The 24,380-nt window shown below is 59.1% G+C and carries 22 protein-coding genes, 1 pseudogene and 1 riboswitch; of the genes and pseudogenes, 11 read left to right on the top strand and 12 right to left on the bottom strand.

What is annotated here, in order from left to right; all coding sequences use genetic code 11:
* Positions 1-71: 71 nt before the first annotated feature.
* The 5 genes from ACOKCT_RS10865 to ACOKCT_RS10845 all read right to left on the bottom strand — a co-directional run bounded on the left by ACOKCT_RS10865 (position 72) and on the right by ACOKCT_RS10845 (position 5,871).
* Positions 72-2,261, bottom strand: coding sequence for a TonB-dependent siderophore receptor (locus ACOKCT_RS10865; RefSeq protein WP_103179459.1), 2,190 nt, complete (start codon positions 2,259-2,261; stop codon positions 72-74).
* A gap of 314 nt (positions 2,262-2,575) precedes the next feature.
* Positions 2,576-3,778, bottom strand: coding sequence for an MFS transporter (locus ACOKCT_RS10860; RefSeq protein WP_159338973.1), 1,203 nt, complete (start codon positions 3,776-3,778; stop codon positions 2,576-2,578).
* Between the two features lie 45 nt (positions 3,779-3,823).
* The gene (locus ACOKCT_RS10855) at positions 3,824-4,585 is read right to left on the bottom strand and encodes an SDR family oxidoreductase (RefSeq protein WP_103179461.1); all 762 of its coding nucleotides are present in this window, start codon (positions 4,583-4,585) and stop codon (positions 3,824-3,826) included.
* A 4-nt stretch (positions 4,586-4,589) separates the two neighbouring features.
* Positions 4,590-4,778, bottom strand: coding sequence for a hypothetical protein (locus ACOKCT_RS10850; protein WP_103179462.1), 189 nt, complete (start codon positions 4,776-4,778; stop codon positions 4,590-4,592).
* Positions 4,779-4,932: 154 nt separating this feature from the next.
* Complete coding sequence (locus tag ACOKCT_RS10845; RefSeq protein WP_159339323.1) at positions 4,933-5,871, bottom strand: GlxA family transcriptional regulator; 939 nt, start codon at positions 5,869-5,871, stop codon at positions 4,933-4,935.
* Positions 5,872-5,932: 61 nt separating this feature from the next.
* Between ACOKCT_RS10845 and ACOKCT_RS10840 the strand changes: the two genes are divergently transcribed.
* Positions 5,933-6,076 (top strand): DUF1471 domain-containing protein, encoded by a 144-nt coding sequence (locus ACOKCT_RS10840; protein WP_139156337.1) that lies wholly within the window; start codon positions 5,933-5,935, stop codon positions 6,074-6,076.
* A 35-nt stretch (positions 6,077-6,111) separates the two neighbouring features.
* On the opposite strand, the gene ACOKCT_RS10835 is transcribed toward ACOKCT_RS10840, so the two are convergent.
* From ACOKCT_RS10835 to ACOKCT_RS10825, 3 genes are all read right to left on the bottom strand, one after another.
* Entirely contained in the window at positions 6,112-7,074 is a 963-nt protein-coding gene (locus ACOKCT_RS10835) for a LysR family transcriptional regulator (protein WP_156654436.1), read from the bottom strand.
* A gap of 31 nt (positions 7,075-7,105) precedes the next feature.
* The gene (locus ACOKCT_RS10830) at positions 7,106-7,369 is read right to left on the bottom strand and encodes a hypothetical protein (protein ID WP_250366155.1); all 264 of its coding nucleotides are present in this window, start codon (positions 7,367-7,369) and stop codon (positions 7,106-7,108) included.
* Positions 7,370-7,645: 276 nt separating this feature from the next.
* Positions 7,646-8,182: a carboxymuconolactone decarboxylase family protein gene (locus ACOKCT_RS10825; RefSeq protein ID WP_103179466.1), complete on the bottom strand. Its 537-nt coding sequence runs from the start codon at positions 8,180-8,182 to the stop codon at positions 7,646-7,648.
* A gap of 396 nt (positions 8,183-8,578) precedes the next feature.
* Between ACOKCT_RS10825 and ACOKCT_RS10820 the strand changes: the two genes are divergently transcribed.
* From ACOKCT_RS10820 to atzF, 8 genes are all read left to right on the top strand, one after another.
* Positions 8,579-9,160: a DUF4142 domain-containing protein gene (locus ACOKCT_RS10820; protein ID WP_103179467.1), complete on the top strand. Its 582-nt coding sequence runs from the start codon at positions 8,579-8,581 to the stop codon at positions 9,158-9,160.
* Positions 9,161-9,363: 203 nt separating this feature from the next.
* A riboswitch (guanidine-I (ykkC/yxkD leader) is annotated at positions 9,364-9,462 on the top strand.
* Positions 9,463-9,518: 56 nt separating this feature from the next.
* Positions 9,519-10,577: a putative urea ABC transporter substrate-binding protein gene (locus ACOKCT_RS10815; RefSeq protein WP_420193473.1), complete on the top strand. Its 1,059-nt coding sequence runs from the start codon at positions 9,519-9,521 to the stop codon at positions 10,575-10,577.
* Between the two features lie 17 nt (positions 10,578-10,594).
* Positions 10,595-11,410 carry an ABC transporter permease gene (locus ACOKCT_RS10810; protein WP_103179469.1) on the top strand — a complete coding sequence of 272 codons (816 nt, stop codon included), beginning with the start codon at positions 10,595-10,597 and terminating at the stop codon, positions 11,408-11,410.
* Positions 11,407-12,183: an ABC transporter ATP-binding protein gene (locus ACOKCT_RS10805; protein ID WP_156654439.1), complete on the top strand. Its 777-nt coding sequence runs from the start codon at positions 11,407-11,409 to the stop codon at positions 12,181-12,183. The genes ACOKCT_RS10810 and ACOKCT_RS10805 overlap by 4 nt, the downstream gene beginning before the upstream one ends.
* A 4-nt stretch (positions 12,184-12,187) precedes the next feature.
* Positions 12,188-12,898: an urea amidolyase associated protein UAAP1 gene (locus ACOKCT_RS10800; RefSeq protein WP_156654440.1), complete on the top strand. Its 711-nt coding sequence runs from the start codon at positions 12,188-12,190 to the stop codon at positions 12,896-12,898.
* Between the two features lie 8 nt (positions 12,899-12,906).
* Positions 12,907-13,542 carry an urea amidolyase associated protein UAAP2 gene (locus tag ACOKCT_RS10795; RefSeq protein WP_156654441.1) on the top strand — a complete coding sequence of 212 codons (636 nt, stop codon included), beginning with the start codon at positions 12,907-12,909 and terminating at the stop codon, positions 13,540-13,542.
* 151 nt (positions 13,543-13,693) lie between these two features.
* Entirely contained in the window at positions 13,694-17,296 is a 3,603-nt protein-coding gene (uca, locus tag ACOKCT_RS10790) for an urea carboxylase (RefSeq protein WP_420193472.1), read from the top strand.
* Entirely contained in the window at positions 17,293-19,092 is a 1,800-nt protein-coding gene (atzF, locus tag ACOKCT_RS10785; protein ID WP_420193471.1) for an allophanate hydrolase, read from the top strand. The genes uca and atzF overlap by 4 nt, the downstream gene beginning before the upstream one ends.
* A gap of 12 nt (positions 19,093-19,104) precedes the next feature.
* On the opposite strand, the pseudogene dmsD reads toward atzF, so the two are convergent.
* From dmsD to ACOKCT_RS10770, 3 genes and pseudogenes are all read right to left on the bottom strand, one after another.
* Positions 19,105-19,719 (bottom strand): annotated as a pseudogene (gene dmsD / locus ACOKCT_RS10780) (Tat proofreading chaperone DmsD).
* 35 nt (positions 19,720-19,754) lie between these two features.
* Positions 19,755-22,184: a selenate/tellurate reductase subunit YnfE gene (gene ynfE, locus ACOKCT_RS10775; protein ID WP_420193470.1), complete on the bottom strand. Its 2,430-nt coding sequence runs from the start codon at positions 22,182-22,184 to the stop codon at positions 19,755-19,757.
* Between the two features lie 150 nt (positions 22,185-22,334).
* Positions 22,335-22,640: a DUF1161 domain-containing protein gene (locus ACOKCT_RS10770; RefSeq protein ID WP_103824474.1), complete on the bottom strand. Its 306-nt coding sequence runs from the start codon at positions 22,638-22,640 to the stop codon at positions 22,335-22,337.
* Positions 22,641-22,745: 105 nt separating this feature from the next.
* Here ACOKCT_RS10770 and ACOKCT_RS10765 point away from each other — a divergent pair, with 105 nt between their 5' ends.
* Complete coding sequence (locus tag ACOKCT_RS10765; protein WP_180210832.1) at positions 22,746-23,456, top strand: YnfC family lipoprotein; 711 nt, start codon at positions 22,746-22,748, stop codon at positions 23,454-23,456.
* Between the two features lie 38 nt (positions 23,457-23,494).
* Here the strand turns inward: ACOKCT_RS10765 and ACOKCT_RS10760 are convergent, their stop codons facing one another.
* Entirely contained in the window at positions 23,495-23,824 is a 330-nt protein-coding gene (locus tag ACOKCT_RS10760; protein ID WP_103179479.1) for a DUF1283 family protein, read from the bottom strand.
* A 149-nt stretch (positions 23,825-23,973) separates the two neighbouring features.
* On the opposite strand from ACOKCT_RS10760, the gene ACOKCT_RS10755 reads away from it, so the two are divergent.
* On the top strand, positions 23,974-24,300 hold the full coding sequence (locus tag ACOKCT_RS10755; protein ID WP_103179480.1) for a YnfA family protein: 327 nt from the start codon (positions 23,974-23,976) through the stop codon (positions 24,298-24,300).
* The last annotated feature ends 80 nt before the right edge of the window (positions 24,301-24,380 follow it).

The raw sequence follows: 24,380 nt of genomic DNA, 5'->3' as shown, positions 1-24,380 counted from the left end.
GGATCCAGAGTGTAACGTAAATGGGCCGTTGCGCTAAAAACTGCCGCCCGCGTTGCAGGCGGCAGCCACTGTCAGAACAGAACCGAGTAGTTCAGACCAAATGTACGGCCACGGCCTTTGTAGGTATAGAGGTTTTCAGCGCCGTAGGTTGGGCTGTAGAGACCCGGTGCGCGCTGGCCCCATGCGGTGGTGTAGTCTTCATCCAGCAGGTTTTCGACGCTGAAGCTCAGCTTACCGACCGGCAGAAGATAACTGCCTAAGAAGTCCACGGTGTTATAGCCATCGATCTTCTTACCGGCTTCATCAGAGAGGTCGAACGTCTGGGTGCTTTGCATACGCAACGTCCAGTCGCCCGGCGCCCAGGTAACCCATGCGCTCATTTTAGACGGGCTGGCGCTGTCTACCGTCAGCTTTTCCCACTTTCCGTCGACGCGGGTTTCCGATTTGATGACGTTGAAGTTTGTACCGGTGCTCCACTCGCTGTCAGTGAAGAAATAGTCGATTTGGCCTTCAACACCGTAGATACGACGTTCGTCATCTTCAACGTTGATGGTCATGTCGCTTTTATTAATGTTGATGGTTTTGTCAGACAGAGAGTAATACCCGGCAATCTGCGTGCGCAGATTATCCCCGGTGTAACGCCAGCCCAGCTCGTAGGCATCAACTTTGATCCCGTCGAGTTTTGAGTCGTTCACGTTCACGCTGTTGACCAGGCGATAATGGCCGTTCACCAGCTGATAGGTGCCGGAGCCATAATATTTCGCCAGATCCGGGATCTCAAAGCCCTGGGAGAAGTTAAACCACAGCTGCTGGCGTTCGGTCAGATGACCGAGAATACCGGCGTTAAACAGCAGGTTGTTGTAATCCGTCTTTCCGCCCGGCACGGCGTCTGCGGAGGTCGCTCTGCCCGTGGCAATGGCCTGCTGCTGCGTATAGCCAATAAAATCATCGACCTTGTTTTCCGTGTACTGATAGCGCACGCCGCCGCTCAGGGTGATCGCGGAGAAGTCGTAGCTACTTTGCAGGAACGGGGCGAGGTTAGTAATGCTGTAGCCCGGATAGCGTCCAACGTTATAGGCATTATCCAGCTTCATGCCCCCGCTGGCCGCCGCCTTGCTGAGGTCGAAAAATTGCTGGTTGGCGTCGAAGGTTTCATGCTCGGCATCCACACCCCATGTCAGCGTCAATGCCTCCACCGGCTTGCTGTTGATGGTGAGCTTGCCGCCGTAGAAATCGGTTTTTTGCTGCGATGCGCCAATGCTGGTGACCCGACCGCCGGAAAGCGTAGGGAAGGGGTAATAGGTCAGGCTCTCATCGCGGTAGTAAATCTGGGCGAGCAGATCCTGGCCCCAGAAATCGGTGTTGGAATATTGCAGGTTAATCAGGTGACGTTCAGTACCGGGGATACGGTCGGAGTCGAGATTGTTTTTGTTATAGGCGTTGCCCGCGCCCGTTACTGCCGAGAAGTTCTCGCCCAGATAAAGGCCGTGCTTACCGTCAGATTCACTTTTGTAATACTGCGTGGTGAGCTGCAACTGCTGATGATCGTCGATATTCAGCGTGCCGGTGCCCATCACGTCCAGACGGTCAGAGTATTGCAAACCGGTCTGGGTGTTATCGATGATCACCTCATCGCCATTGCCATCGTACCAGCCACCAAAGCGCTGATAGGCCACTGACAGGCGCCCGGAAGCGTTATCGTTGCCACCGCTCACCGCCGCTGCGACGTTCTCGTCATTATCGTTATGGCTGTTGAAGCCGGTTTTCAGGCCGGTCTGGAACTCGACTTCCGTTTCCGGCTGGCCCTTTTTGGTGACGATATTGATTAAGCCGCCGGTACTGCCGCCGCCGTAGAGGGAGGTGGCGCCGGAGATGACCTCAATGCGGGAAATATTAAACGGATCGATTGAGTCCAGCTGGCGGCTGTCGCTGCGCGAGGAGTTTAAACGCACGCCGTCCACCATCACCATCATGGATCGACCACGCATATTCATCCCGTAGTTGGTGCGCCCCTGGCTGCTGACGTCCATGCCGGGAATTAACTGCGCCAGCACCTCTTTCAGCTCCTTACCCCCCTGAACCTGCTGTTCAATTTCAGCCTGTTCCACAACCCAGGTGGTCTGCGCCATGTCGGTGATGCTGTGATTGGTACGGCTGGCAGCGACCACCAGCGTCTCATCTTTTTGTACTTCGGCAGAGGCATTAGCGGCTAATGTCATGAATAAACATGAGCTTAGCGCGCGATAACTGTGCGATTTCATTATTGTGATCATCCTGATTTTTCAACGAGCCGGAGGCATGGACGCCCCGTAGCGCAAAAACATCACCGCAGAGGTGATAGTGATTATCAAGATGATATGAATAATCATTTCAATGTAAACAGGTAATGTTAAAAATTGTTTCTATAATGGCATGATATTTATGGGGTTTTTGGGGGTTGCACCGCCGCTTAAGTGGGGAAATACCAGAGGTTGCCCCACGTGCGTCGCTGTCGTCACGACAGTAACCGCTTGCTTCGGTGATGAATCATCCCCGCCATTATCTGGCAGGGATCTCAGCATCGCTGATACAGCGCTCAGGCTTCATTTTTACAGGGCTCAGCGATTACCACAGGTTTTCCGAGCTTTTCTGACAGCCGCAGGCTGATCAGCGCCAGCAAAATAAAGGTCACCGATATGCCGGCCAGCCCGTAAAATCCCGCCAGGGGATAAACCCACGAGGCTACCGCAGAGCCAAATCCAATGCCGCCGAACATAAAGGCGCTGGTCAGCGCCAGAGCGATACCACGGTGCCGGACAGACGACAGTTCAACGATCCTGCGTTGCTGACTGGGCCAGAGCAGGTCGGTGGCAAAGGCCCAGACAACGAGCATCACCAGCAACACGACCAACATTTTCGGCAGCAGGGCAATCAGCGCGGTGTCCACAATCAGCAGCGTCATGCCCGCCATCAGCAACCTTTCAGACGTAAAGCGCGCGGCGGCTCGGGTCACCCAGAGGTTGCCCAGTACCCCAGCGATACCCAGTACCGCAAGCGCCGCGGAGAGAGCCTGCGTCCCGCCGGTGTAGGTATCGCGTATGAGCGGGGCGATGAACGAATAAAAGCTGTAAACACCGGAGGTAATGAAAAACACTACCAGGAATGCCGTCAGGTATTTTCCTTGTGACAGGACGCTGATCATTTCAGTAAGCCGGATGCGCGACCCTGTGCGCTCATCCGGCACCGTCAGGAGGATGTTCAGCCCGCTCAAAAGGCTTACGCCGCCCACCAGGGCAAAAAGCGCTTTTGCTCCCCACAGGCTGGCAATCCACGCGGCGAGGGGAATACCGGCGAGGCTCGCCATCGATACCCCCAGGAGTACCATGCCGATAGCGCGACCGCGTTGCTCTTCATGAACCAGCTCTGAACCCAGCGCAACCAGCACCGGGCCGATAAATCCTGCCCCTGCGCCCATCAGTATGCGGGAGGCGAGTAGCGCATCGTAGGAGGGTGACAGCGCAAACGCGAAGGCGCCAGAGCCAAAAAGCCCGATGCCCGTGAGCACCAGCTGGCGACGGCGCCAGTGACCAAACATCACCTGAACCAGTGGGGCGGCCAGGGCAAAGGTCAGGCCGAAAATACTTAGCAAGCGTGCGCTCTGTGCATCGGTCAGCTGCCAGGCGGCGGAAATAGCGGGCAGGCTACCCGCGACAGAGAGCGCACCGGTCGCCTGGACAAAATAGGCGATGCTCAGCGCGCGCAGGGCACGGCGCTGGGAAGCGGTGATAACAGCGTTCATGATCCATCTCCGGAAAAGAACAGGGGCGCGAGGCCCCTGCAGAGCTTACTGAACAGGGATTGGGTTATCCGCGACCGACTGGTTGAACTGGTTTACCAGGGTATGCTCGTTTGCCCCCGGGTTATCGCGCACAGGCAGCACGCGATCGACGATAGCTTCAATGGTGTCTGTACCGAGCTTGTCAAACGTCTCGCTGATGAACGCCTCCAGCGGCATGGCGCGCGGGTCACCGCTCTTGTAAATCAGATCCGTATCCACCCACGGCGGGGAAATTTCGATGACCTGCACGCTGGTGTCGCGCAGCAGGAAGCGCTGGGAAAGGGTGTAGGAGTGAATCGCGGCTTTCGTCGCCGAATAGAGCGCGTTGGTGGCCAGCGGCAGGAAGGCCAGCACCGAGCTGTTGTTGATCAGTACGGCGTCTGGCTGCTGTTTGAGGTGCTCAATAAACGCCGCGCTGACGCGCACCGGCCCCAGAATATTGGTGTTCAGCAGCGTAACCGCCTGGGCGTCATCCAGCTCGCCTGCCGCGTTGTCAAACGGCATGATACCGGCGTTATTGATGACCACATTCAGGGCCGGATAGCGCTTCAGCACCTGCTCTGCGGCGGCCTGAATGCTGTCGGCGCGGGTCACATCCAGCACCACATAATCCATGCCCGGACTGGCGGCGGTGACATCCTTCAGCAGCGCCTCCCGGCGCCCGGAAATGATCACCTGGTTACCTAACTGATGGAATTTTTCTGCCATTGCGCGGCCGATGCCAGAGGTGCCGCCAGTGATAAAGATGGTGTTATTGGTCAGTTTCATGGTCTTACTCCTTCGCAGAATCGTTAAGGGACGGAATGGTAATACGTGGGTCGCGAGCAAATCCGATGAGCACCGCGTCAACCCTCTCCCGTGCGCTCATGACGATAGTTGGATCGCGCGGGTCAACCGACAGACCGTCATTGTCACAGCACGGCGTGGCGGTGGCGCGGACCAGGTGGGTATGCTGCGTCATGTTGTTCACCTTGTCAGTTATCGGGTCGGTGAATACATAGTACGCAGTCAGGTGCCGGCGCGGCTGACGAGAAAGGTCGTGATTTCGGACATCATGATGGCCGGATGCCGGTCATCATGAGTCAGGAGGGTGAGGAGCCAGAAAAAGAGGAGGGTCAGGCTTTGCCGGTGCGCAGCGACTGGGGGGGAATGCCGTAACCCCGGATAAAGACCTCGCGCATATGACGGCGATCGCGGAAGCCGGATTCACGGGCAATGACCTCCATCGACAGCTTGCTCTGCTCGATCAGCAGCCGGGCATTTTCCAGCCGCAGTCCTTCAATCGCTTTGGCTGGCGATTTTCCCGTTTCAGTGCGGAACAGGCGGCTGAGCTGCCGCGCGCTGACGTGGACCGCATCCGCAATGCTCTCGATGGTCAGGGGTTTGCTGAGGTTGTTGCGCGCATACTCCAGGGCTGACTGCAGGCGGTCGCTGCGGGGAGCGAGCATCAGCATCTCAGAGTGCTGCGTCTGCCCGCCGGAGCGACGGTGGTGCATCACCAGCAGATGGGCCACGGAGCGGGCCACTTCGGCACCGAGATCTTTCTCAACCATGCCCAGCGCCATATCCAGCCCGGCGGTAAGCCCCGCTGATGTCCAGATTGCGTCGTCAATAATAAAGATGCGATCTTCTTCTACCCGGGTGGTGGGATGCAGGGACTTGAGACTCTGCGCATGCATCCAGTGGGTAGTGGCGCGACGGTCAGATAACAGGCCCGCCTGACCCAGCACGAATGCCCCGGTACAGATCCCTGCCACCCGACGCGCCCGGGGCGCGTGCGTCTGCAGAAAATCAACAATGCCCTGCGATGCGGGCAGCTCCAGGGGCGTCAACACGCCCGCCACCAGCCAGGTATCGATCTCCATATTTGCAGCAACAGGCTGGCTGTCAACGCCGAAGCCGTAAGAGGTTTTCACAGAACCGCCGCGCTCTGAATAAACGTTACAGTCATAAAAAGGTTCGCCAGCCACCTGATTCGCAAACTCAAAGATACTCAGCGTGGACAACCCCAGAACCTGAAAATGATCGGAAATCAGTAAGCCTACCCGGTGCATCATTGTCTCCTGATACTTCTTTGACCAATACGCATCTGCGGTCAGTCTGGACGAAACCAGGATGAACACAGACGTTGACTGCGTGTTTCTGGATGATGCGGAAGCACACATTGCCCGCCAGGCACAGCAGGCGGGGGCAGAATATAAAATCACCGCAAGCGCTAGCGGCAATCAGGTTGATATGACCGCAACGCTGTCAAAATAAGCCCGGTAAGGCCATTTCCCTGAAATGGCCTTTTATCAGGCGCTGTCCGCGGGTTGCGCATCCTGAGCACCTGGCAAAAAAGCAGGATGAGTGTGCATCAGCGCCGTGACAGCTTTGAGTTTTTCACGCAGCTGCGCATGTAGCTCGCGTATCGCAGGCGAGAACTGTTTACGGTGAGGGCAGATAAGGTTAAGTGGCACCCCCTCCCCAGGCTGTTCCGGCAGCAACACCTCAAGCCGGCCTGCCAGCACGTCTGCGCTAACATCGATCCATGATTTATAGGCAATACCCATTCCCGCCACGGCCCAGCGACGGGCAAGATCCGCATCGTCACACAGCATCCGGCTGCTCACCGTCAGCTGGCGTCTGCCGCCCTTTTCCGGGAAGGTCCATTTGTCATAAACATGACCGTTCAGCGTATAAAGCAGACAGTGATGCAGAGCCAGATCGTCGAGCTGTCGTGGGCGGCCCTTCTTATTCAGATAGGCGGGAGAGGCGACCAGCACACGCCGGTTATCTTCCGCCAGAGGCAAAGCAACGTAGCTGCTGTTTTCCAGAACCCCGTAGCGGATAGCCACGTCCACCGGATCGCGAAACACATCGCTGACGTTATCGGATATGAAGATACGCAGCGATACTCCGGGATGCTTCTCGCAGAACGCAGTGATTACGGGCAGTAAAACGTTGCGCCCGAGATCTGAGGGGACGGAAATTTTTAGCTCACCCTGGATTTCATTTTCTCCGCTCTGAAGTCGCTCCGCGCCCGCTTGCAGAATATTCAGCATCTCCTGCGCATAGGGCAGCCAGGCTTCCCCTTCGGCGGTGAGACGCAGGCTGCGGGTTGAGCGGGCAAACAGCCGTTTATTCAGATCCCGCTCAAGGCGATTGACCGCCGCGCTGACCTGGCCGGGGAGAATATCGGCTTCGCGCGCGGCGCTGGAAAAACTGCCCAGCGCGGCGGAACGGACGAACAAGGTCACATCTTCAAGACGTATCATGCAGGCTCCAGAGTACGAAAGGCTTTCTGTTTCACGCTGACAGCGGGCTTATCGTTAGCGGGCAGGCTTCAGCCAGGGTAGACCAGATAATGTCAGCCATCACGTCGCGATTCTCTCTGGCGTCCTCTTCAGGAATGTTCAGCCCTGGCTGTGCCACAACTGCGCTGCGGAAGTTGCGCACAAGGGTCAGCGCTTCGACAGGCTCGCGGCAAGCGTTAACCAGAAAACAGCCGTCAAAGGCGGGGGTTGTTGAAGGGCGCAGCCAGAAGGAAGGCCTCAATGTAGTCCCAGCCATGCGGTTGTTTTTGCAGCAAAAACCAATCGTTTTAATATGCGTTCTGCGCGTCAAAAAAGCCAGACTGCGGAAAATAAAAAAAACCGATCGGTTTTAAATTCCTTGCTTGTTGAGCAAGGCCGCGCCGGGCCTGGCAAAACCTGTTGCAGGGGGCGCACCCGCCACATCTTCGTTAACGAAAAAAGGCCCGGCGCTTCACGCACCGGGCCCGTTAAAAAGTAAAAAATCAGGAGAGGCGTAGGGTTACGCTCTCCTGCGTCGCTGACGTTATGACCCTCAGCTCACTTTGGGAAAATCGACAACGGTGTCGTTCACGCGGTTCACCATATTGGTAAACAGGATGGCGCTAACGGCACCGATAGTTTCCACGACCTGCTGGTCGCTGAACCCCGCCTGACGGAAGGTCTCGACATGCTCAGCCGCCACGGTACCGCGGGATGAAACCAGGTACTGAACGAACTTCACCAGCGCATCAATGTGCGCATCCTCGCTGAAGCGGGCTTCACGTAATTCACGCGTCTGATCGTCAGTGTATCCGGCCTTTTTTGCCATCAGCGTATGTGCCGCCAGGCAGTAGTCACAGCCAGACTCTTCGCTTACCGCAAGGTTAATGGCTTCCAGTTCGCGCGCACTGAGACTCCCCTTATGCAGTGCGGCGTTCAGTTGCAACATCTGGCCCAGTATTTCCGGGGATTGCGTGCCAATGGTCAGATAGGCGTTCGGCACTTTACCCATGCTGCCTTTGATGGCGCTGAACAGCTGTGCGGTTTTACCGGTGGCTTCGCCTTCGGTGATGGTATGTAAGCGGCTCATCATTTGCTCCTGATTTTATTGCGGTAATTGTCAGGTGACAGAACGTAATGGTTTTGTCACGTCGGGTTCAGGAGCACAGTACTGCGCCAGAAGAAGAGGAAAAAGTGATCAGCCGAATTAAGACTTTCTCTCCAAGAGGTTAAATGGAGCTGATTACAGCGGCATAAGTATTACGTTGCACCTTATCGTACACCGTCAGTAAGGCCGGAAGCAGCTTGAGCCAGTAGCGTAATCGTTGCTATACACCCGTAAACCCGGCTGCGGTAAATATTCCCATTAAATCAGGGGGAGGAGAATCATCCCCTATACTGACAACTGCGGTTGTCATTTCCACAGGAGGCGACGCGCGGTTAATGACCTGACATCAATTTTACCTATGACCATCAGGAGAACTCTATGCAGAAACGTAATAACCTGAAAATGCTGCTGACCGCATCGGCAGTAGCCGCGATGTTCTGCACCGTCGGTGTGCAGGCCCAGTCGACAAGCGCCGCCCAGAGCAGCGCCACAAGCCAGACTGCAGCGGGCGAAAAGCTCAGCTCGGGTGACGAAAAAGCGTTGAAGGATATGGCCCAGGCCAATATCAATGAGGTTGCCGCCGCTAAAATCGCGCTGAGCAAGGCGCAGAGCAGCGACGTTAAAGCCTTCGCCCAGAAGATGGTCGACGACCACGGTAATGCCCTGACTAAAGTACAGGCGGTCGCCGAGAAAAAAGGGGTGACCCTGCCGACCGAGCCGGACGCGCAGCATAAGGCGATGGCGGATAAGCTGGAAAAAGCGAGCGGCGACGACTTTGACAAGATGTATATGGAAAATGCCGGCACCAGGGATCACAAGATGGTGCTCTCTAAGCTGCAAAGTGATGCCAAAAACATCAAGGATCCCGATGTGAAGGCCCTGGCCGACGAGCACACCCCGGTGGTGGAGCAGCACCTCAAGTCAGCCGAGCAAATGAAGATGGACTCAGACAAGAAATAAAACATGTAACCCGATTGTCCGGTGGGCGCGGGATTCCCCCGCCCACCATGGCACCATCGCGGTGCACCCTCCCTGTGCTCTCTCCCCAAATCGGTGAATCCTGACGCTGTTAAAACATCAACCTCATGATAAACCACATAAATAATTTCTGGCACATCCTTTGCTTTAACCAATGTGAAAGGGCAGTGCACCACACAATCTGAAAAATAGCTGGCTAGGGTTCCGGTTCACGTATGTGGATGACTGGTCCAAGAGCTGGCGACCTCTGAGAGGTTACACGGCGGGACAAAAGCCCGGGAGACAGCAGCACCCACGGTGTCGCGCTGCCCCCTAATTTTGTGCCACTCAGAGGTCAAGCATGAAGAAAACGCCATTACTCCGCTCCCTTGTATTGTCGCTGGCGATGCTGGTCAGTCTCCCCACCTTTGCCGCCGTCAAAAAAGAGTTCAACGTCTGCTGGACCATCTACGCCGGGTGGATGCCCTGGGGCACTATCAGCACCAGCAAAATCATCGATAAATGGGCCGATAAATACGGCATCAAGATCAACGTCGTACAGCTCAACGACTACATCGAGTCCATCAACCAGTACACCGCCGGCCAGTTTGACGGCTGCACCATGACCAACATGGACGCCCTGACCATTCCGGCGGCGGGCGGCGTGGACACCACGGCACTGATCCTCGGCAGCTACTCGGAAGGCAACGACGGCGTGGTGATGAAGGGCGAGGGCAAAACCCTTAATGACCTGAAAGGGATGAAAATCTACCTGCCGGAGCTCTCCGTTTCCCACTATCTGCTGGTGCGCGGGCTGGAGAAGGCCGGTCTGGCAGAGAAAGATGTCACCGTGGTCAACACCTCGGATGCGGATATCGTCTCCGCCTTCGGCACCGACAGCGTGCAGGCCGCCGTCGCCTGGAATCCGCAGCTCTCCGTTATTAGAGGCACGCCAAAAACCACCGAGGTGTTCAGCTCCTCCCAGGTGCCGGGTGAGCTGATTGACATGATGGTGGTTAACAGCGAAACCCTGAAGGATAATCCGGCGCTGGGCAAAGCCCTTACCGGGGCATGGTACGAAATGATGGGCCTGATGAAAGCCCAGGATGCCACTGCCCTTAATGCGATGGCGGCAGCGTCCGGCACCGATCTGACGGGCTATCAGGCGCAGCTGAAAACCACCCATCTGTTCTACACCCCGCAGGAGAACATGGCGTTTGTCACCTCACCGGAGCTGGCAAAAACCATGCAACGCGTGGCGGCCTTCTCCTTTGATAAAGGGCTGCTGGGTGAGGGGGCGCAGAGCGCCGACTTCATCGGCATGCGTTTTCCGGGTGACGTTACCCAGGGCGATGCGGGCAACGTAAAGCTGCGCTTTGATGACAGCTTCGTGAAAATGGCCGCCGCAGGCCAGCTGTGATGACGGACGGAGTCTCCATGCGACAGATTAATCGTCATCCCACCTCCGGCATGCGGCTGATGCTTGTGATGTTGCCGTTTGTCCTGCTGCTGGCGGCCTACTTTTTCGGCTCGGCGGTGCGGCTGGACGCTAACCCACACGACAAGCTGCTGCCCGGCCTGCAACAGATGCTGGATGCGATCTCCCGGATGGCCTTCACCCCGGACAAGCGCAGCGGCGAGTACCTGTTCTGGGTCGATACCCTGGTGAGCCTGGCCCGGCTGCTGGTGGGGCTGGCGATTGCGTCGCTTATTGGCCTCTGCATTGGCGTGACCGCCGGGGTCTTCCCCATGTGGCGCGCCTCGCTCTCGCCGCTGATGACGGTGCTGTCGATGATCCCGCCTCTGGCGATTTTGCCGGTGCTGTTTATCGTCTTCGGCCTGGATGAGCTGTCGAAAATCATGCTGATTGTGATCGGCATTACCCCGATGCTGGCCCGGGATCTGGAGCACCGCGCCTGTGAAATCCCCCCGGAAATTCTGATTAAAGCCCAGACGCTGGGGGCCAACAGCTGGACCCTGGTGCTGCGGGTGGTACTGCCGCAGCTGCTCTCGCGCCTGCTCACCTCCCTGCGCCTGCTGCTCGGTTCCGCGTGGTTATTCCTTATCTCAGCGGAGGCCATCTCTTCGACTGCCGGGCTGGGATACCGCATTTTCCTCGTGCGCCGCTATATGGCCATGGATGTGATTATCCCTTACGTCCTGTGGATCACGCTGCTGGCCTGGCTGATGGATCTGGCCCTGCGCCAGCTGCACAAGCGCTGTTTCCCGTGGGCAGAAGGAGGCAAAGCATGAGTTTTATCACCATCAACAATATCTGGCAGGAGTATGGCGACCACGTGGTGCTGGAGCGTCTGAATCTGCAGATCAAAGAGGGCGAGTTCTGCTCGATGGTCGGCGCGTCCGGCTGCGGGAAATCGACCTTTCTGCGCCTGCTCCTCGGCCAGGAAAAACCGAGCCGGGGCACTATCACCCTCGACGGTAAACGCCTGGTCGCCGAGCCGGACAGTCACCGGGGCGTGGTGTTCCAGCGTTACTCCGTCTTTCCGCACCTCAGCGTGCTTGATAATGTCGCCATCGGCCTCGAACTGCCGCAATCTCCGCTGCTCGGACGGCTGTTTGGTGCGAAAAAACGCGCTGCACGGGAACAGGCGGCAGAGATGCTGAAAAAAGTGGGGCTTGGTCATGCGCTGGATAAATATCCGGCGCAGCTCTCCGGCGGGATGCAACAGCGTCTTGCCATCGCTCAGGCCTTCATTATGCAGCCCCGGGTGTTGCTGCTGGATGAGCCCTTTGGCGCGCTCGATCCCGGCATACGCAAAGAGATGCATGCGCTGCTGCTGCAGCTGTGGGGCGAAACCCGCATGACGGTCTTTATGGTCACCCACGATCTCTCCGAAGGTTTCAACCTCGGCACCCGTCTGCTGGTATTCGACAAAGTGCGCCTCGATCCGCAGGCCCCGAATGCCTACGGGGCGCGCATTACCTACGATATTCCGCTCAACGAAACACGGCTCTCAAGCCTGAGCGGAACGGCTCCCGACAACGTTTATGCCTTAAGGGGTTAACGCTATGACGACGACTTTACGTGAAGAGATCCTGCCGGGCGGCGGCCACCTCTCCTTTGTGCTTAAGCGCGGGCAGATCCTGCGCATGACCGACCCCGACGGCGGGGCGAACGTCAGCCTGATGATGCTCAACGCCCATGAGAAGAGCGAGCGCCTGAACCTGCCGGACACCCTGAAAGGCCAGCACACCGCGCGCCTGACCGCCGGGCACTGCTTCTACTCCGACATGGGCCGCGTGCTGGCGGGCATCATTGCCGATACCAGCGGCTGGCACGACCCGTTTGGCGGCGTACTCAATGCCGCCGAAGCCACCGAGAAATATGGCCAGGGGCGCTATCAGGAGCTGCGCAACGGCTTCTTCCGCAACGGCACCGATAACCTGCTGGTGGAGATGGGCAAATGGGATCTCAATCTCGAAGATCTGCTGATGGTGGTCAACTTCTTCAGCAAAGTGACGGTGGACGAACGGGGCCGGTTCAGCTTCCACAGCGGCCATTCACAGCCGGGCAGCTACGTGGAGCTGTTCGCCCCGATGGACACCCTGGTGGTGATGACCGCGCTGCAACATCCGATGGACCCGTCCAGAGAGTACGCCCCGCGTCCGGTGCAGCTGAGCTGGCGGCAGGCGGAAGATGAAGACGCGGCGATAAACGCGCTGCTGACGCGCCCTGAAAACGGCCGCGCCATCACCAATACCCAACTTTTCGCCCTGTAAGGAGCCTCATGATGACAGTCGCCAGCGAAAAAGATGTGCAACATGCCAGCTTCCGCCATGTGATCCCGGCGGGGGAGCCCTACCTGTTTGAAGTGAAAAAAGGCCAGACCCTGCGCCTGCTGGATCTGGAGGGCAACCAGGCGGTGGATACGCTGTTCTATAACGCCGATAACCCGCGGGAGCGCTACGATGCCCAGCGCACCCTGCGCCGGCAGAACAACGCGTATCTGACCACCGGGAGCGTACTCTACTCCAACCTCGGCAACCCGCTGCTGACCATCGTGGCGGATACCTGCGGACGGCACGACACCCTCGGCGGCGCCTGCGCCCAGGAGAGCAACACCGTGCGTTACGCCCTCGACAAGCGCCATATGCACAGCTGCCGGGATAACTTCCTCTGCGCCTGTCTGCACGATGGCCGCCTGCAAAAGCGCGATATCGGGGCCAACATCAACTTCTTTATGAACGTGCCGGTGACCCCCGAGGGCGGGCTGACCTTTGCCGATGGCATCTCCGCACCGGGTAAATATGTTGAGCTGAAGGCGGAGTGCAACGTCATCGTGCTGATCTCCAACTGCCCGCAGCTGAACAACCCCTGCAACGGCTGGAACCCGACCCCTGCGGAGGTACTGATATGGAACTGACGCCGACACGCTGGCAGCGCCTGCGCCAGACGATCTATCGCCTGTTTGAACTGCGTGCCGGACGGATCCTGCCGTAAACCTTTTTCCCCGTGGACGACCATGCGGTGAGCCAGTTTTCGGCGGGACGACCCGCCACCATTGAGTCTTTACTATGTTGACGAAACTCCTGATTGCCAACCGCGGGGCGATTGCCTGCCGCATTCTGCGCACGCTGCGCGCCATGAAGATCGGCGGCGTGGCGGTCTATTCCGAGGCGGATATCAGCAGCCTGCATATCCGCGAGGCCGACGAAGCCCTGAGCCTGGGCGATGGCCCGGCGGCGAATACCTATCTGGTGAGCGAAAAAATCATCGCGGCGGCGAAAGCGAGCGGTGCCCAGGCGATCCATCCGGGCTACGGTTTTCTCTCAGAGAACGCCGCCTTTGCCGAGGCCTGCGAAGCGGCGGGCATTGCTTTTGTCGGCCCTACGCCGGAGCAGCTGCGCCTCTTTGGCCTGAAACATACTGCCCGCGCCCTGGCGAAAGAACATGGTGTGCCGATGCTGGAAGGCACCGAACTGCTGGCGGATGTGAACGCGGCGCTGGAGGCGGCGGAGCAGGTCGGCTACCCGGTGATGCTGAAAAGCACCGCTGGCGGGGGCGGGATCGGGATGCGCGTCTGCTATACCGCAGCGGAACTTTTTGAGGCCTTCGACGCGGTGGTGCGGCTGGGGAAAAATAACTTCAGCGATGCGGGCGTCTTTATTGAGAAATACATTGAGCGGGCGCGTCATCTGGAAGTCCAGCTCTTCGGCGACGGCAGGGGGGAGGTGATCGCCCTCGGCGTGCGCGACTGCTCGGTGCAGCGGCGTAACCAGAAGGTGCTGGAGGAGACCCCGGCGCCCAACCTGCCGGAGGGCATGGCGGATGCGCTGTGTGAGGCGGCGATTAAGCTGGGCAAAGCGGTCAACTACCGCAGCGCGGGCACGGTGGAGTTCGTCTACGACAGCGACGCCGCCCGGTTCTACTTCCTTGAAGTGAATACCCGTTTGCAGGTGGAGCACGGCGTCACCGAGCAGGTGTGGGGTGTCGATCTGGTACGCTGGATGATTGAACTGGCGGCAGGCACCCTGCCTCCGCTGGCGGCTCTGCGTGATGGCCTGACTCCTGAAGGGCACGCCATCCAGGCGCGGGTTTATGCCGAAAATCCGGGCCGTCAGTTCCAGCCATCGCCCGGCCTGCTTACCGAAGTGGTTTTTCCGGAAGATAACCGCCGCACGCTGCGCATCGACAGCTGGGTGGAATCCGGCTGCGAGGTGCCGCCCTTTTTTGATCCGATGCTGGCAAAAATTATCGCCTGGCAGCCGACGCGTGACGCCGCCATTGAGGCCCTGCACACGGCGCTGGGAGAGACCCGGCTGTATGGGGTGGAAACCAACCGCAGCTACCTGCAGCAAATTTTAACCTTCACGCCGTTCGCCAGCGGCGAGCCCTGGACCCGCTGCCTGGAAGGGCTGGACTATCACGCCGCCACGCTTGAGGTACTCAGCGCCGGGACGCAAACCACGGTGCAGGACTATCCGGGGCGTACCGGCTACTGGGCGGTAGGGGTACCGCCATCAGGACCGATGGACAGTCGCGCGCTGCGTCTTGGCAACCGGCTGCTCGGCAACGACGAAGGGGCCGCCGGGCTGGAGATCACCCTCAGCGGCCCGACGCTGAAGTTCAACTGCGATGCCCAGCTGGCGGTGACCGGGGCGGAGATCGCCCTTACCCTGGATGGCGAATCTCTTGAGACCAACCGGGTCTACCGGGTGCAGAGCGGCATGACCCTGCGGATGGGGGATATTCGCGGTGACGGCGTGCGCAGCTATCTCTGCCTGCGCGGCGGATTTAACGTGCCGGACTATCTTGGCAGCAAAAGCACCTTTACCCTGGGGCAGTTTGGCGGCCACGCCGGGCGCGCGCTGCGTACCGGTGACGTGCTGCACATTTCGCCCTTAACCGCCCCATGCCCGGCGCAGACGCTGCCCCCGGCGCTCTGCACCACGCTTGAGCCTGTGCGTACCCTGCGGGTGATCTACGGCCCGCACGGCGCGCCGGAGTATTTCACCCCGGCTTACATGACCACCTTCTTCGCCACCGACTGGGAAGTGCACTTCAACTCCAGCCGTACCGGGGTGCGCCTGATCGGGCCTAAGCCTGAGTGGGTGCGCGAGAGCGGCGGCGAGGCGGGACTGCATCCGTCGAACATCCACGACAACCCCTATGCTATCGGCGCGGTGGACTTTACCGGGGATATGCCGGTGATCCTCGGCCCGGATGGCCCAAGCCTGGGCGGGTTTGTCTGCCCGGTCACCATCATCGAAGCCGATCTGCACGCCATCGGGCAGCTGAAAGCGGGGGATAAGGTGCGCTTTGTTCCCGTGGATATCGCCACCGCCCGGCAGCTTGCCCAGGCGCAGGCGGCCCAGATCGCCAGCCTGCACCCGCTGGACGTGGCATGGCAGCCCTCCGAACCCGCCTCGCCAGTGGTGCTGGAGCAGGGGCAGGCTGATAAACGGCTGGTGGCGCGGCTCTCCGGTGATACACACCTGCTGCTGGAGATTGGCGATCCGGAGCTGGATCTGGTCCTGCGTTTTCGGGCCCACGCCCTGATGCAGGCTCTGGAGGCGCAGGCGCTGGATGGGGTTATCGACCTGACGCCAGGCATCCGCTCCCTGCAAATTCACTACCAGCCGGAGGCGCTGAGCCTGGCGAGCCTGCTGGATACCGTGGCCGGGCTGTGGCAGGCGGTGTGCGAGCAGGATGCGCTTGAGGTGCCGTCGCGCATCGTCTGGCTGCCGCTCTCCTGGGACGATCCGGCCTGTCAGAAAGCCATCGACAAATACATGACCACCGTGCGCCGGGATGCGCCCTGGTGTCCAAGTAACCTGGAGTTTATCCGCCGCATTAACGATCTGGCGAACGTCGATGAGGTCTATAAAACGGTATTCGACGCCAGCTATCTGGTGATGGGCCTGGGGGATGTCTATCTCGGCGCCCCGGTGGCGACCCCGCTCGATCCGCGTCATCGTCTGGTCACCACCAAGTACAACCCGGCCCGCACCTGGACGGCGGAAAACTCGGTGGGGATCGGCGGGGCCTATCTCTGTGTCTACGGCATGGAGGGGCCGGGCGGATATCAGTTTGTCGGGCGCACCTTGCAGATGTGGAGCCGCTATCACGCCGTAGAGGATTTCGGCGGCAAGCCCTGGCTGCTGCGCTTCTTTGACCAGATCCGCTTCTATCCGGTCTCTGCCGACGAGCTGCTCACTATTCGCCGCGATTTCCCGCTGGGGCGCTACCCGCTGCGCATTGAGCACACCAGCCTGAAGCTGGCGGAGTATCAGCAGTTTCTCGCCGACGAAGCGCAGGAAATTGACGCATTTCGCGCCCATCAGCAGGAAGCCTTTAACGCCGAGCGCGAGCGCTGGATTGCCAACGGCCAGGCGCATTTCGACAGCAGCGATCTGCTGGCGGATGAGGGCGATGATGCCCCGCTGCAGCCGGGTCAGGCGGGCATCGACAGCCCGGTCTCCGGCAACCTGTGGCAGGTGAGCGTGGAGGTGGGCAAAGCGGTCCGCGAGGGGGATGTGCTGGTGGTGCTGGAGTCGATGAAGATGGAGATCCCGCTCCTTGCCACCCAGGACGGAATTGTCAGTCAGGTGCGCGTCCAGCCGGGCTCCCCGGTACGGGCGGGTCAGTGTGTGGTGGTCCTGGAGAAAACAGCATGACACATCCATTTGATTTACGTCTCGATGTACTGACGCAGGCTTACCGCGAGGGCCGCCTCACTCCGCGGGAGGTGATTAACACCCTGCGCGAGCGGGCGCTGGCGCTAAACCCTGAGTTCAACGCCTTTATCTATCTGCTCACCTCCGAGGAGCTGGAGCCGTATCTGGCGGCGCTTGAGGGCCACTCACCGCAGACGCTGCCCCTCTACGGCGTGCCCTTTGCCATTAAAGACAATATCGATCTGGCGGGCATCGTCACCACCGCTGCCTGCCCGGCGTTTGCATACCGGGCTGAGCAGGATGCCACTATCGTCGGCCAGCTGATCGCCCTGGGGGCAATCCCGCTGGGGAAAACCAACCTCGATCAGTTCGCTACCGGCTTAAACGGCACTCGCTCGCCGTATGGCCCATGTCGTAACAGTGTCAATGCGGATTATCCATCCGGGGGCTCCAGCGCGGGGTCGTCGCTGGCGGTGGCGCTGGGGCTGGCGAGTTTTGCTCTCGGCACCGACACGGCCGGGAGCGGGCGCGTGCCCGCCGCGCTGAATAATCTGGTCGGGCTTAAGGCCACCAAAGGGTTACTCTCCACCGCCGGGGTGGTGCCTGCCTGCCGCACCCTGGACTGCGTGACCTTCTTTACCGCCACGGCGGAAGAGGCCAGCCAGCTGCTGGCGCTGACGGCGGTGAAAGATCCGCGGGACGACTACAGCCGCGCCAATCCAGCCTGGAACGGCGCCCAGGCGTTTGGTCTGCCTGAGGCCGGGTTCCGCTTCGGCGTACCGGATCGGCTGGAGTTCCTTGGCTGCACCGAGAGCGAAGCGCTGTATCACGCCGCAAAAGCGCGGTTGATCGCCCTCGGTGGCGTGCCGGTGACCATCGACTTTTCGCCGTTTCTGGCGGCAGCGACGCTGCTCTATAACGGCCCGTGGGTGGCGGAGCGCTATCACGTGGCGGGGGCGCTGATTGCGCAGCAACCGAATGCAGTGCTGCCGGTGATCCGCGATGTGCTGAGCAAAGCGCCCGGTACCGATGCGGTCGCGGCCTTTGACGCGCAGTATCAGCTTCAGCATTTCAAACGCTTGTGCGATGAGGTCATGGCGACGCTTGACTGCGTGCTCACGCCCACCTATCCACGCCCGGTGACGCTGGCCGAGCTGGCGGAGGAGCCGGTAAAGCGCAATTCCGAGCTGGGGATTTATACCAACTTTATGAACCTGCTGGACTATGCCGCCGTGGCGGTGCCTGCCGGGTTCATGGCGAATGGCCTGCCCTCAGGCGTGACGCTGTTTGGCCGGGCCTTTACCGACCAGTATCTGCTGAGCCTTGCCGGGGCGTTACAACGTTACCAGAATCTGCTGTTACCCGGCGATCGTGCGTTACAGGCGACGGCACCCACGACCACGGCCAGCCACGATCGCCTGCCGGTGGTGGTTTGCGGGGCTCATCTGGACGGGCTGGCGCTGAATCACCAGCTGCGCCAGCGCGGGGGAACCTTACGTGAAACCACCCGCAGCGCACCGCACTATCGCCTTTTTGCCCTCGCCGACGGGAAACGGCCTGGCATGGTGCGCGACCGCGAACAGGGGGCAGCGATTGCCTTGGAAGTGTGGGATCTGCCCCATGCCGAGGTGGGATCGTTTCTGGCGGGCATCCCGGCTCCGCTGGGACTGGGGAAAGTAGAGCTGGAGGACGGGCGCTGGTTAACCGGGTTTATCTGTGAGGAGTACGGCTTGCAGGGGGCAGAGGATATTACCGCTTTCGGCGGCTGGAGAGCCTGGCTTACTCACCAGCAGTAAGCCAGGGGAGGATTAACGGAAAAGTGGTTTTTCGGCGATCGGGGTCAGCAGGCCGGATTGCCACTCAGCCAGCGTCAACTGTGCCAGTTTGCCCAGCGCGCGGTAGAACGGGTGGCCTGCGTTTTCGACAAACACGGAAAGAAAGCGCGTGCTCCAGGGCAGCAGATGCCAGGCCAGCAGTTGGTCGAGCTCTGCATCCCGGCCCGTTTCTGCCAGCCATGCCGCCATCAGCAGCAGGGTGCCAAAGTGATCTTCCGGCTCGTTGTTCGCCATCTCAAACACGATGCCGTTTTCCCGCATCCACTGGCGCAGCGCCAGGGTGGAATCCCCGAACAGCACGCTCTCTCGATCCAGCCAGACCGAGCCCCAAGGCGGCGCGGGCAGCGCCCACGGACCCAGAAACAGCCGTTGCCAGGCGGTACGCTAGGGTTCATCGGCAGGCTGGCAAAGCTCGTCGGCAATGGGGGCCAACAGGCACTCATCCAGCGGCCAGTCCTGCTGCCAGTCGTTGTGGGTTAAGGCCGTGACCAGCGGCGCGGCTTCGGGGCTATCCGGAGCGTAGTAAAACAGCGCGCCCAACACACGGGCAGTAAAGGCAAACGACTCTCTCATGACTTCATCCTTCATTTGCGCGGGTTGCCCCGCGCTGACACAGTAATTGGCTACGCCTTTTCAATTTGCACCAGATTGGTGTGCTGCGGATTGCCCTTCGCCAGAGGAGACGGACGATGGGTGGTCAGCGTGTTAATGCATGAGCCGTGGTCAATGCGATCCCCGGTCATGTTGGCATCGTGCCAGGCACCCTGGCCCATTGCGCTGACGCCCGGTATAATGCGCGGCGTGACTTTCGCCGGAATACGCAACTCACCGCGGGCATTATAAACCCGCACCATGTCGCCGTTTTTGATCCCACGCGTTTTGGCATCCACCGGATTGAGCCACACCTCCTGACGGCAGGCGGCCTGCAGCACATCGACGTTGCCGTAGCTGGAGTGGGTGCGGGCTTTGAAGTGGAAGCCAAACAGCTGTAACGGAAATTGGCTGCGGTCAGGATCGTCCCAGCCTTCGAAGGTGGAGGCGTAGACCGGCAGCGGGCTGATGATTTCATCTTTTTCCAGCTGCCAGGTGCGGGCAATATCGGCCAGCCTGCTGGAGTAGATCTCGATTTTGCCTGACGGCGTTTTAAGCGGATTAGCCGCCGGATCGTCGCGGAATTTTTTATAGGCGACGAAATGCCCGTTCGGATCTTTACGCTTGTAGATGCCCATCGCTTTTAATTCCTCATAAGAGGGAAGCTGCGGATCTTTCGCCACCATCTTCGCGTAGAGATATTGTAACCATTCGGCCTGGGTCCGGCCTTCGGTAAAGCGCTGATAGACATCCGGACCGAGGCGTTTCGCCACCTCGCTCATGATCCAGTAGATAGGCTTACGTTCGAATTTTGGCGCGGTCACCGGCTGGAGGAAGATGAGATAACCCATGTTCCCGGCATAGTCGTTGGGAATGATATCCTCCTGCTCGACGGTCATCAGATCCGGCAGCAGCAGATCGGCATATTTCGCCGACGAGGTCATAAAATTGTCAATGACTACAATCATTTCGCATTTACTTTCATCCTGCAAAATGTCGTGGGTTTTATTGATGTCCGAATGCTGGTTAATGAGGGTGTTACCGGCATAGTTCCAGATGAACTTGATCGGCACGTCGAGCTTATCTTTGCCGCGCACCCCGTCGCGGGTGGCGGTCATCTCCGGCCCGCGGGCGATGGCGTCGGTCCAGCTGAAGCAGGAGATTTGCGTTTTGACCGGATTCTCCGGGAGCGGCATCCGCTCAATGGTGATGGTGTAGGTGGATTCACGCGCGCCGCTGTTGCCGCCATTTATGCCGACGTTGCCGGTGAGGATAGGGAGCATGGCGATGGCCCGGGAGGTAAGCTCGCCGTTGGCCTGGCGCTGCGGCCCCCAGCCCTGGCAGATATATGCCGGTTTCGCGGTGCCAATTTCCCGGGCCAGCTTAATGATACGATCGGCGGGAATGCCGGTGATGCGCGAGGCCCACTCCGGGGTTTTGGCGGTGGCATCGTCGCCCTCACCAAGGATATAGGCCTTATAGTGGCCGTTGGCAGGCGCGCCTTCCGGCAGCGTGGTTTCGTCGTAACCGACGCAATATTTATCGAGGAAGGGCTGGTCGACGAGGTTTTCGTTAATCAGCACCCAGGCGATGCCCGCCACCAGCGCGGCATCGGTTCCCGGACGAATCGGGATCCACTCATCCTCACGCCCGGCGGCGGTGTCGGTATAACGAGGATCGATGACGATCATGCGCGCATTCGAGCGTTCGCGCGCCTGTTCAAGGTAATAGGTGATACCGCCGCCGCTCATGCGCGTTTCCGCCGGGTTATTGCCAAACATCACCACCAGCTTGCTGTTTTCGATATCCGAGGTGCTGTTGCCCTCGTTGCTGCCGTAGGTGTAGGGCATCGCGCAGGCGATCTGCGCCGTGCTGTAGGTACCATAATGGCTCAAAAAACCGCCATAGCAGTTCATCAGTCGGGCCACCAGAGAGGCGTAAGGCGAGGAGCGGGTGATATTGCCGCCGACAATACCGGAAGAGTAATTAATGTAGACCGCTTCGTTGCCGTATTTAGCGACCACGTCGCGCAGGCTGGTGGTGAGCAGATCCAGAGCGTCATCCCAGGAGATGCGTTCAAATTTCCCTTCACCGCGTTTGCCCACGCGTTTCATGGGATAGTTCAGGCGATCGGGATGATTGATGCGTCGACGAATCGAGCGTCCGCGCAGGCAGGCGCGCACCTGATGGTTGCCATAAGTGTCGTCGCCGGTGTTGTCCGTTTCAACCCAGTACACTTCATCGTCACGCACGTGCAGCCGCAGCGCGCAGCGGCTGCCGCAGTTGACTGAGCAAGCGCCCCAGACCACTTTATCTGCGCGTGTCTGCTGTACTGCCGCGGCTGCGGGGCGTAAACCAAAGGGTAATGACAGGCCGCCTGCGGCAAGCGCAAGGGATCCGATGGCGGTCGATTTGACGAGGGTACGGCGGCTGATCCCGCCGCTATGCTCACTATCTGACATGACTCACTCCATTACGTTCGTCGTTTGAAAACTGATTTCAGCCGTGATGACGATCGGGCTAATGAAAGTGAGTGTTACCCATTAAGGGGGAGGTAATATTAATGTACATCAAAACAAACGAAATTCCCCCGCGCAAACGGGGGGGAATATTCACTGTGGCTCGCGCGGTGCAGGGGCCTGATTACCGCCTCCGCTTACCGGATAGTTGCCGCTGCTGGTGCGGGTATAGAGGATTTTAAGGGTGTCATTGGCGCAGTGGCCTACCACTTCGGCGTCGGGTTTGTCGGCCTGATCGTTTGGCACAATGTTCAGCATAAAACCGCTCTCCGGCACGCCATTATTGATGATCCGCTGCTGAATATCGCTTTTGATGCGCTCGCAGTTATCGGGTGCCGCCAGCGCGGCCGGGGCAATGCCCGCCAGCAAAAGTGCAGTAATCCAGGGTAACCGTTTCATATCTGCCTCCTTACGACTATGTGTGACTATAATAGTAGCAGGGATAGTGTAAACGTTTGTATTTGCTACACTGCCCGGGATCCTCTTCTGCTATTGGTAGGTCATGTGAATAAACACGCGCTTATGGTTCTCCTGGCGGCTCTGTTGACGGGGTGTGATAACACCGCCGCGCCGCTGTCGTTTACGCCAGAGATGGCCAGTTTTTCTAACGAATTTGATTTTGATCCCCTGCGCGGGCCGGTGAAAGATTTCAGCCAGACGCTCTTCAATGATAAAGGGGAAGTGGCCAAGCGCGTCAGCGGCACGCTCTCTACGGAGGGCTGCTTCGACAGCCTGGAGCTGCACGATCTGGAGGCGAACACCGGCATCGCCCTGGTGCTGGACGCCAACTACTATCTGGATGCGCAAACCCAGCAGAAAAAGCTGCGGCTACAGGGCAAATGCCAGCTGGCGGAACTGCCCGCATCGGGGATTTCATGGGATACCGATGACAACGGTTTTATCGTCAGCGCCCACGGCAAAGATATGGAAGTGAACTATCGCTATGATGCAGAGGGTTATCCACTCGGTAAAACCACCGTCTCCGGGGAGCAGCAGCTCTCCATTACGGCCACACCGGCGGCGGACAAGCGCAAGAAACTGGACTACACCTCGGTGAGCCAGCTAAATGATAAGCGGCTGGGCAAGGTGAAACAGACCTGCGATTACGATCGCCACGACAACCCGGTGGCGTGCGAGCTGGTGGTCACCGATGAGAGCGTGAAGCCGGCAGTCTCGCGCAAGTACACCATCAAAAACACGATTGAGTACTATTAAGCACCGCGCAGGAGGCTGCGCGGTGCTTTCAGGCAGAATCAGGGGGCCAGGGCACGGCCAGTGCGGCGGTCAAGGCAGCGCAGGGTGTTGGGCTCCCAGTAGGCGTTCACATTGGCGCTCTGCTGGCATTTATCCCGGGCGTCAAAAGCGACATCCTCTTTATCCCACTCTTTTTCCACGCGGCTGTTCACCTTATGGCGCAGGCTGCGGGTATCGTTCCACTGCTCTTTATCCATGGCGGCATTTTGACGGCTCTGGGCGCTGTCGCCGGATTCAATAATCAGTTTGCTGGTGTTGGCGGATACTGGCGCGATGAAAACAGCAGCCAGCAGGGCAGCCAGGCAGAGGCGTGTGCTCATTTTACGCATAGCGATTTCCTTGTAGACGGTGGACGTTCGACGACTCCACCGGAGTTTTTACATCAGTCCATTTTGAGGGCATACCCACATCAGGCGTGTGGAAGGGTTCCTTTCACATTCGGGTATGATACCTCATCACACATCAGACAACGTTAAATATGTTTAAAACAACTTTGCTCTTTTTTGCCACCGCGCTCTGCGAAATTCTCGGCTGTTTTCTGCCGTGGCTCTGGCTGAAGAAAGGCGCCTCGGTGCTGCTGTTGATTCCCGCGGGCGCTGCCTTGGTGCTGTTTGTCTGGTTACTCACCCTGCATCCCGCAGCAAGCGGGCGCGTCTATGCCGCTTATGGCGGCGTCTATGTCTGCACAGCGCTGTTGTGGTTGCGGGTGGTCGATGGCGTAAAACTAAGCCTCTACGACTGGGTTGGGGCGCTGGTGGCGCTGTGCGGCATGCTCATTATCGTGGCAGGTTGGGGGCGCGCATGAGCGCCCAATATGTGATCCAGCGAAGGTTTTTTGATCTTTATACTTGTATGGTAGTAGGGTAATTGCGTAGATTTCCGGCA

The sequence above is a fragment of the Leclercia sp. M-A074-M genome, from assembly GCF_965195605.1.
Lineage (GTDB): Bacteria > Pseudomonadota > Gammaproteobacteria > Enterobacterales > Enterobacteriaceae > Enterobacter.
Note: the sequence above shows the minus strand (reverse complement) of the source record. Positions and strands in the feature narration are given on the sequence as shown.

Bases quoted from the DNA above. Each gene is read 5' to 3' on its own strand.
- ACOKCT_RS10865 (WP_103179459.1), bottom strand. From the start codon at position 2,261: ATGAAATCGCACAGTTATCGCGCGCTAAGCTCATGTTTATTCATGACA.
- ACOKCT_RS10860 (WP_159338973.1), bottom strand. From the start codon at position 3,778: ATGAACGCTGTTATCACCGCTTCCCAGCGCCGTGCCCTGCGCGCGCTG.
- ACOKCT_RS10855 (WP_103179461.1), bottom strand. From the start codon at position 4,585: ATGAAACTGACCAATAACACCATCTTTATCACTGGCGGCACCTCTGGC.
- ACOKCT_RS10850 (WP_103179462.1), bottom strand. From the start codon at position 4,778: ATGACGCAGCATACCCACCTGGTCCGCGCCACCGCCACGCCGTGCTGT.
- ACOKCT_RS10845 (WP_159339323.1), bottom strand. From the start codon at position 5,871: ATGCACCGGGTAGGCTTACTGATTTCCGATCATTTTCAGGTTCTGGGG.
- ACOKCT_RS10840 (WP_139156337.1), top strand. From the start codon at position 5,933: ATGAACACAGACGTTGACTGCGTGTTTCTGGATGATGCGGAAGCACAC.
- ACOKCT_RS10835 (WP_156654436.1), bottom strand. From the start codon at position 7,074: ATGATACGTCTTGAAGATGTGACCTTGTTCGTCCGTTCCGCCGCGCTG.
- ACOKCT_RS10830 (WP_250366155.1), bottom strand. From the start codon at position 7,369: ATGGCTGGGACTACATTGAGGCCTTCCTTCTGGCTGCGCCCTTCAACA.
- ACOKCT_RS10825 (WP_103179466.1), bottom strand. From the start codon at position 8,182: ATGAGCCGCTTACATACCATCACCGAAGGCGAAGCCACCGGTAAAACC.
- ACOKCT_RS10820 (WP_103179467.1), top strand. From the start codon at position 8,579: ATGCAGAAACGTAATAACCTGAAAATGCTGCTGACCGCATCGGCAGTA.
- ACOKCT_RS10815 (WP_420193473.1), top strand. From the start codon at position 9,519: ATGAAGAAAACGCCATTACTCCGCTCCCTTGTATTGTCGCTGGCGATG.
- ACOKCT_RS10810 (WP_103179469.1), top strand. From the start codon at position 10,595: ATGCGACAGATTAATCGTCATCCCACCTCCGGCATGCGGCTGATGCTT.
- ACOKCT_RS10805 (WP_156654439.1), top strand. From the start codon at position 11,407: ATGAGTTTTATCACCATCAACAATATCTGGCAGGAGTATGGCGACCAC.
- ACOKCT_RS10800 (WP_156654440.1), top strand. From the start codon at position 12,188: ATGACGACGACTTTACGTGAAGAGATCCTGCCGGGCGGCGGCCACCTC.
- ACOKCT_RS10795 (WP_156654441.1), top strand. From the start codon at position 12,907: ATGATGACAGTCGCCAGCGAAAAAGATGTGCAACATGCCAGCTTCCGC.
- uca (WP_420193472.1), top strand. From the start codon at position 13,694: ATGTTGACGAAACTCCTGATTGCCAACCGCGGGGCGATTGCCTGCCGC.
- atzF (WP_420193471.1), top strand. From the start codon at position 17,293: ATGACACATCCATTTGATTTACGTCTCGATGTACTGACGCAGGCTTAC.
- ynfE (WP_420193470.1), bottom strand. From the start codon at position 22,184: ATGTCAGATAGTGAGCATAGCGGCGGGATCAGCCGCCGTACCCTCGTC.
- ACOKCT_RS10770 (WP_103824474.1), bottom strand. From the start codon at position 22,640: ATGAAACGGTTACCCTGGATTACTGCACTTTTGCTGGCGGGCATTGCC.
- ACOKCT_RS10760 (WP_103179479.1), bottom strand. From the start codon at position 23,824: ATGCGTAAAATGAGCACACGCCTCTGCCTGGCTGCCCTGCTGGCTGCT.
- ACOKCT_RS10755 (WP_103179480.1), top strand. From the start codon at position 23,974: ATGTTTAAAACAACTTTGCTCTTTTTTGCCACCGCGCTCTGCGAAATT.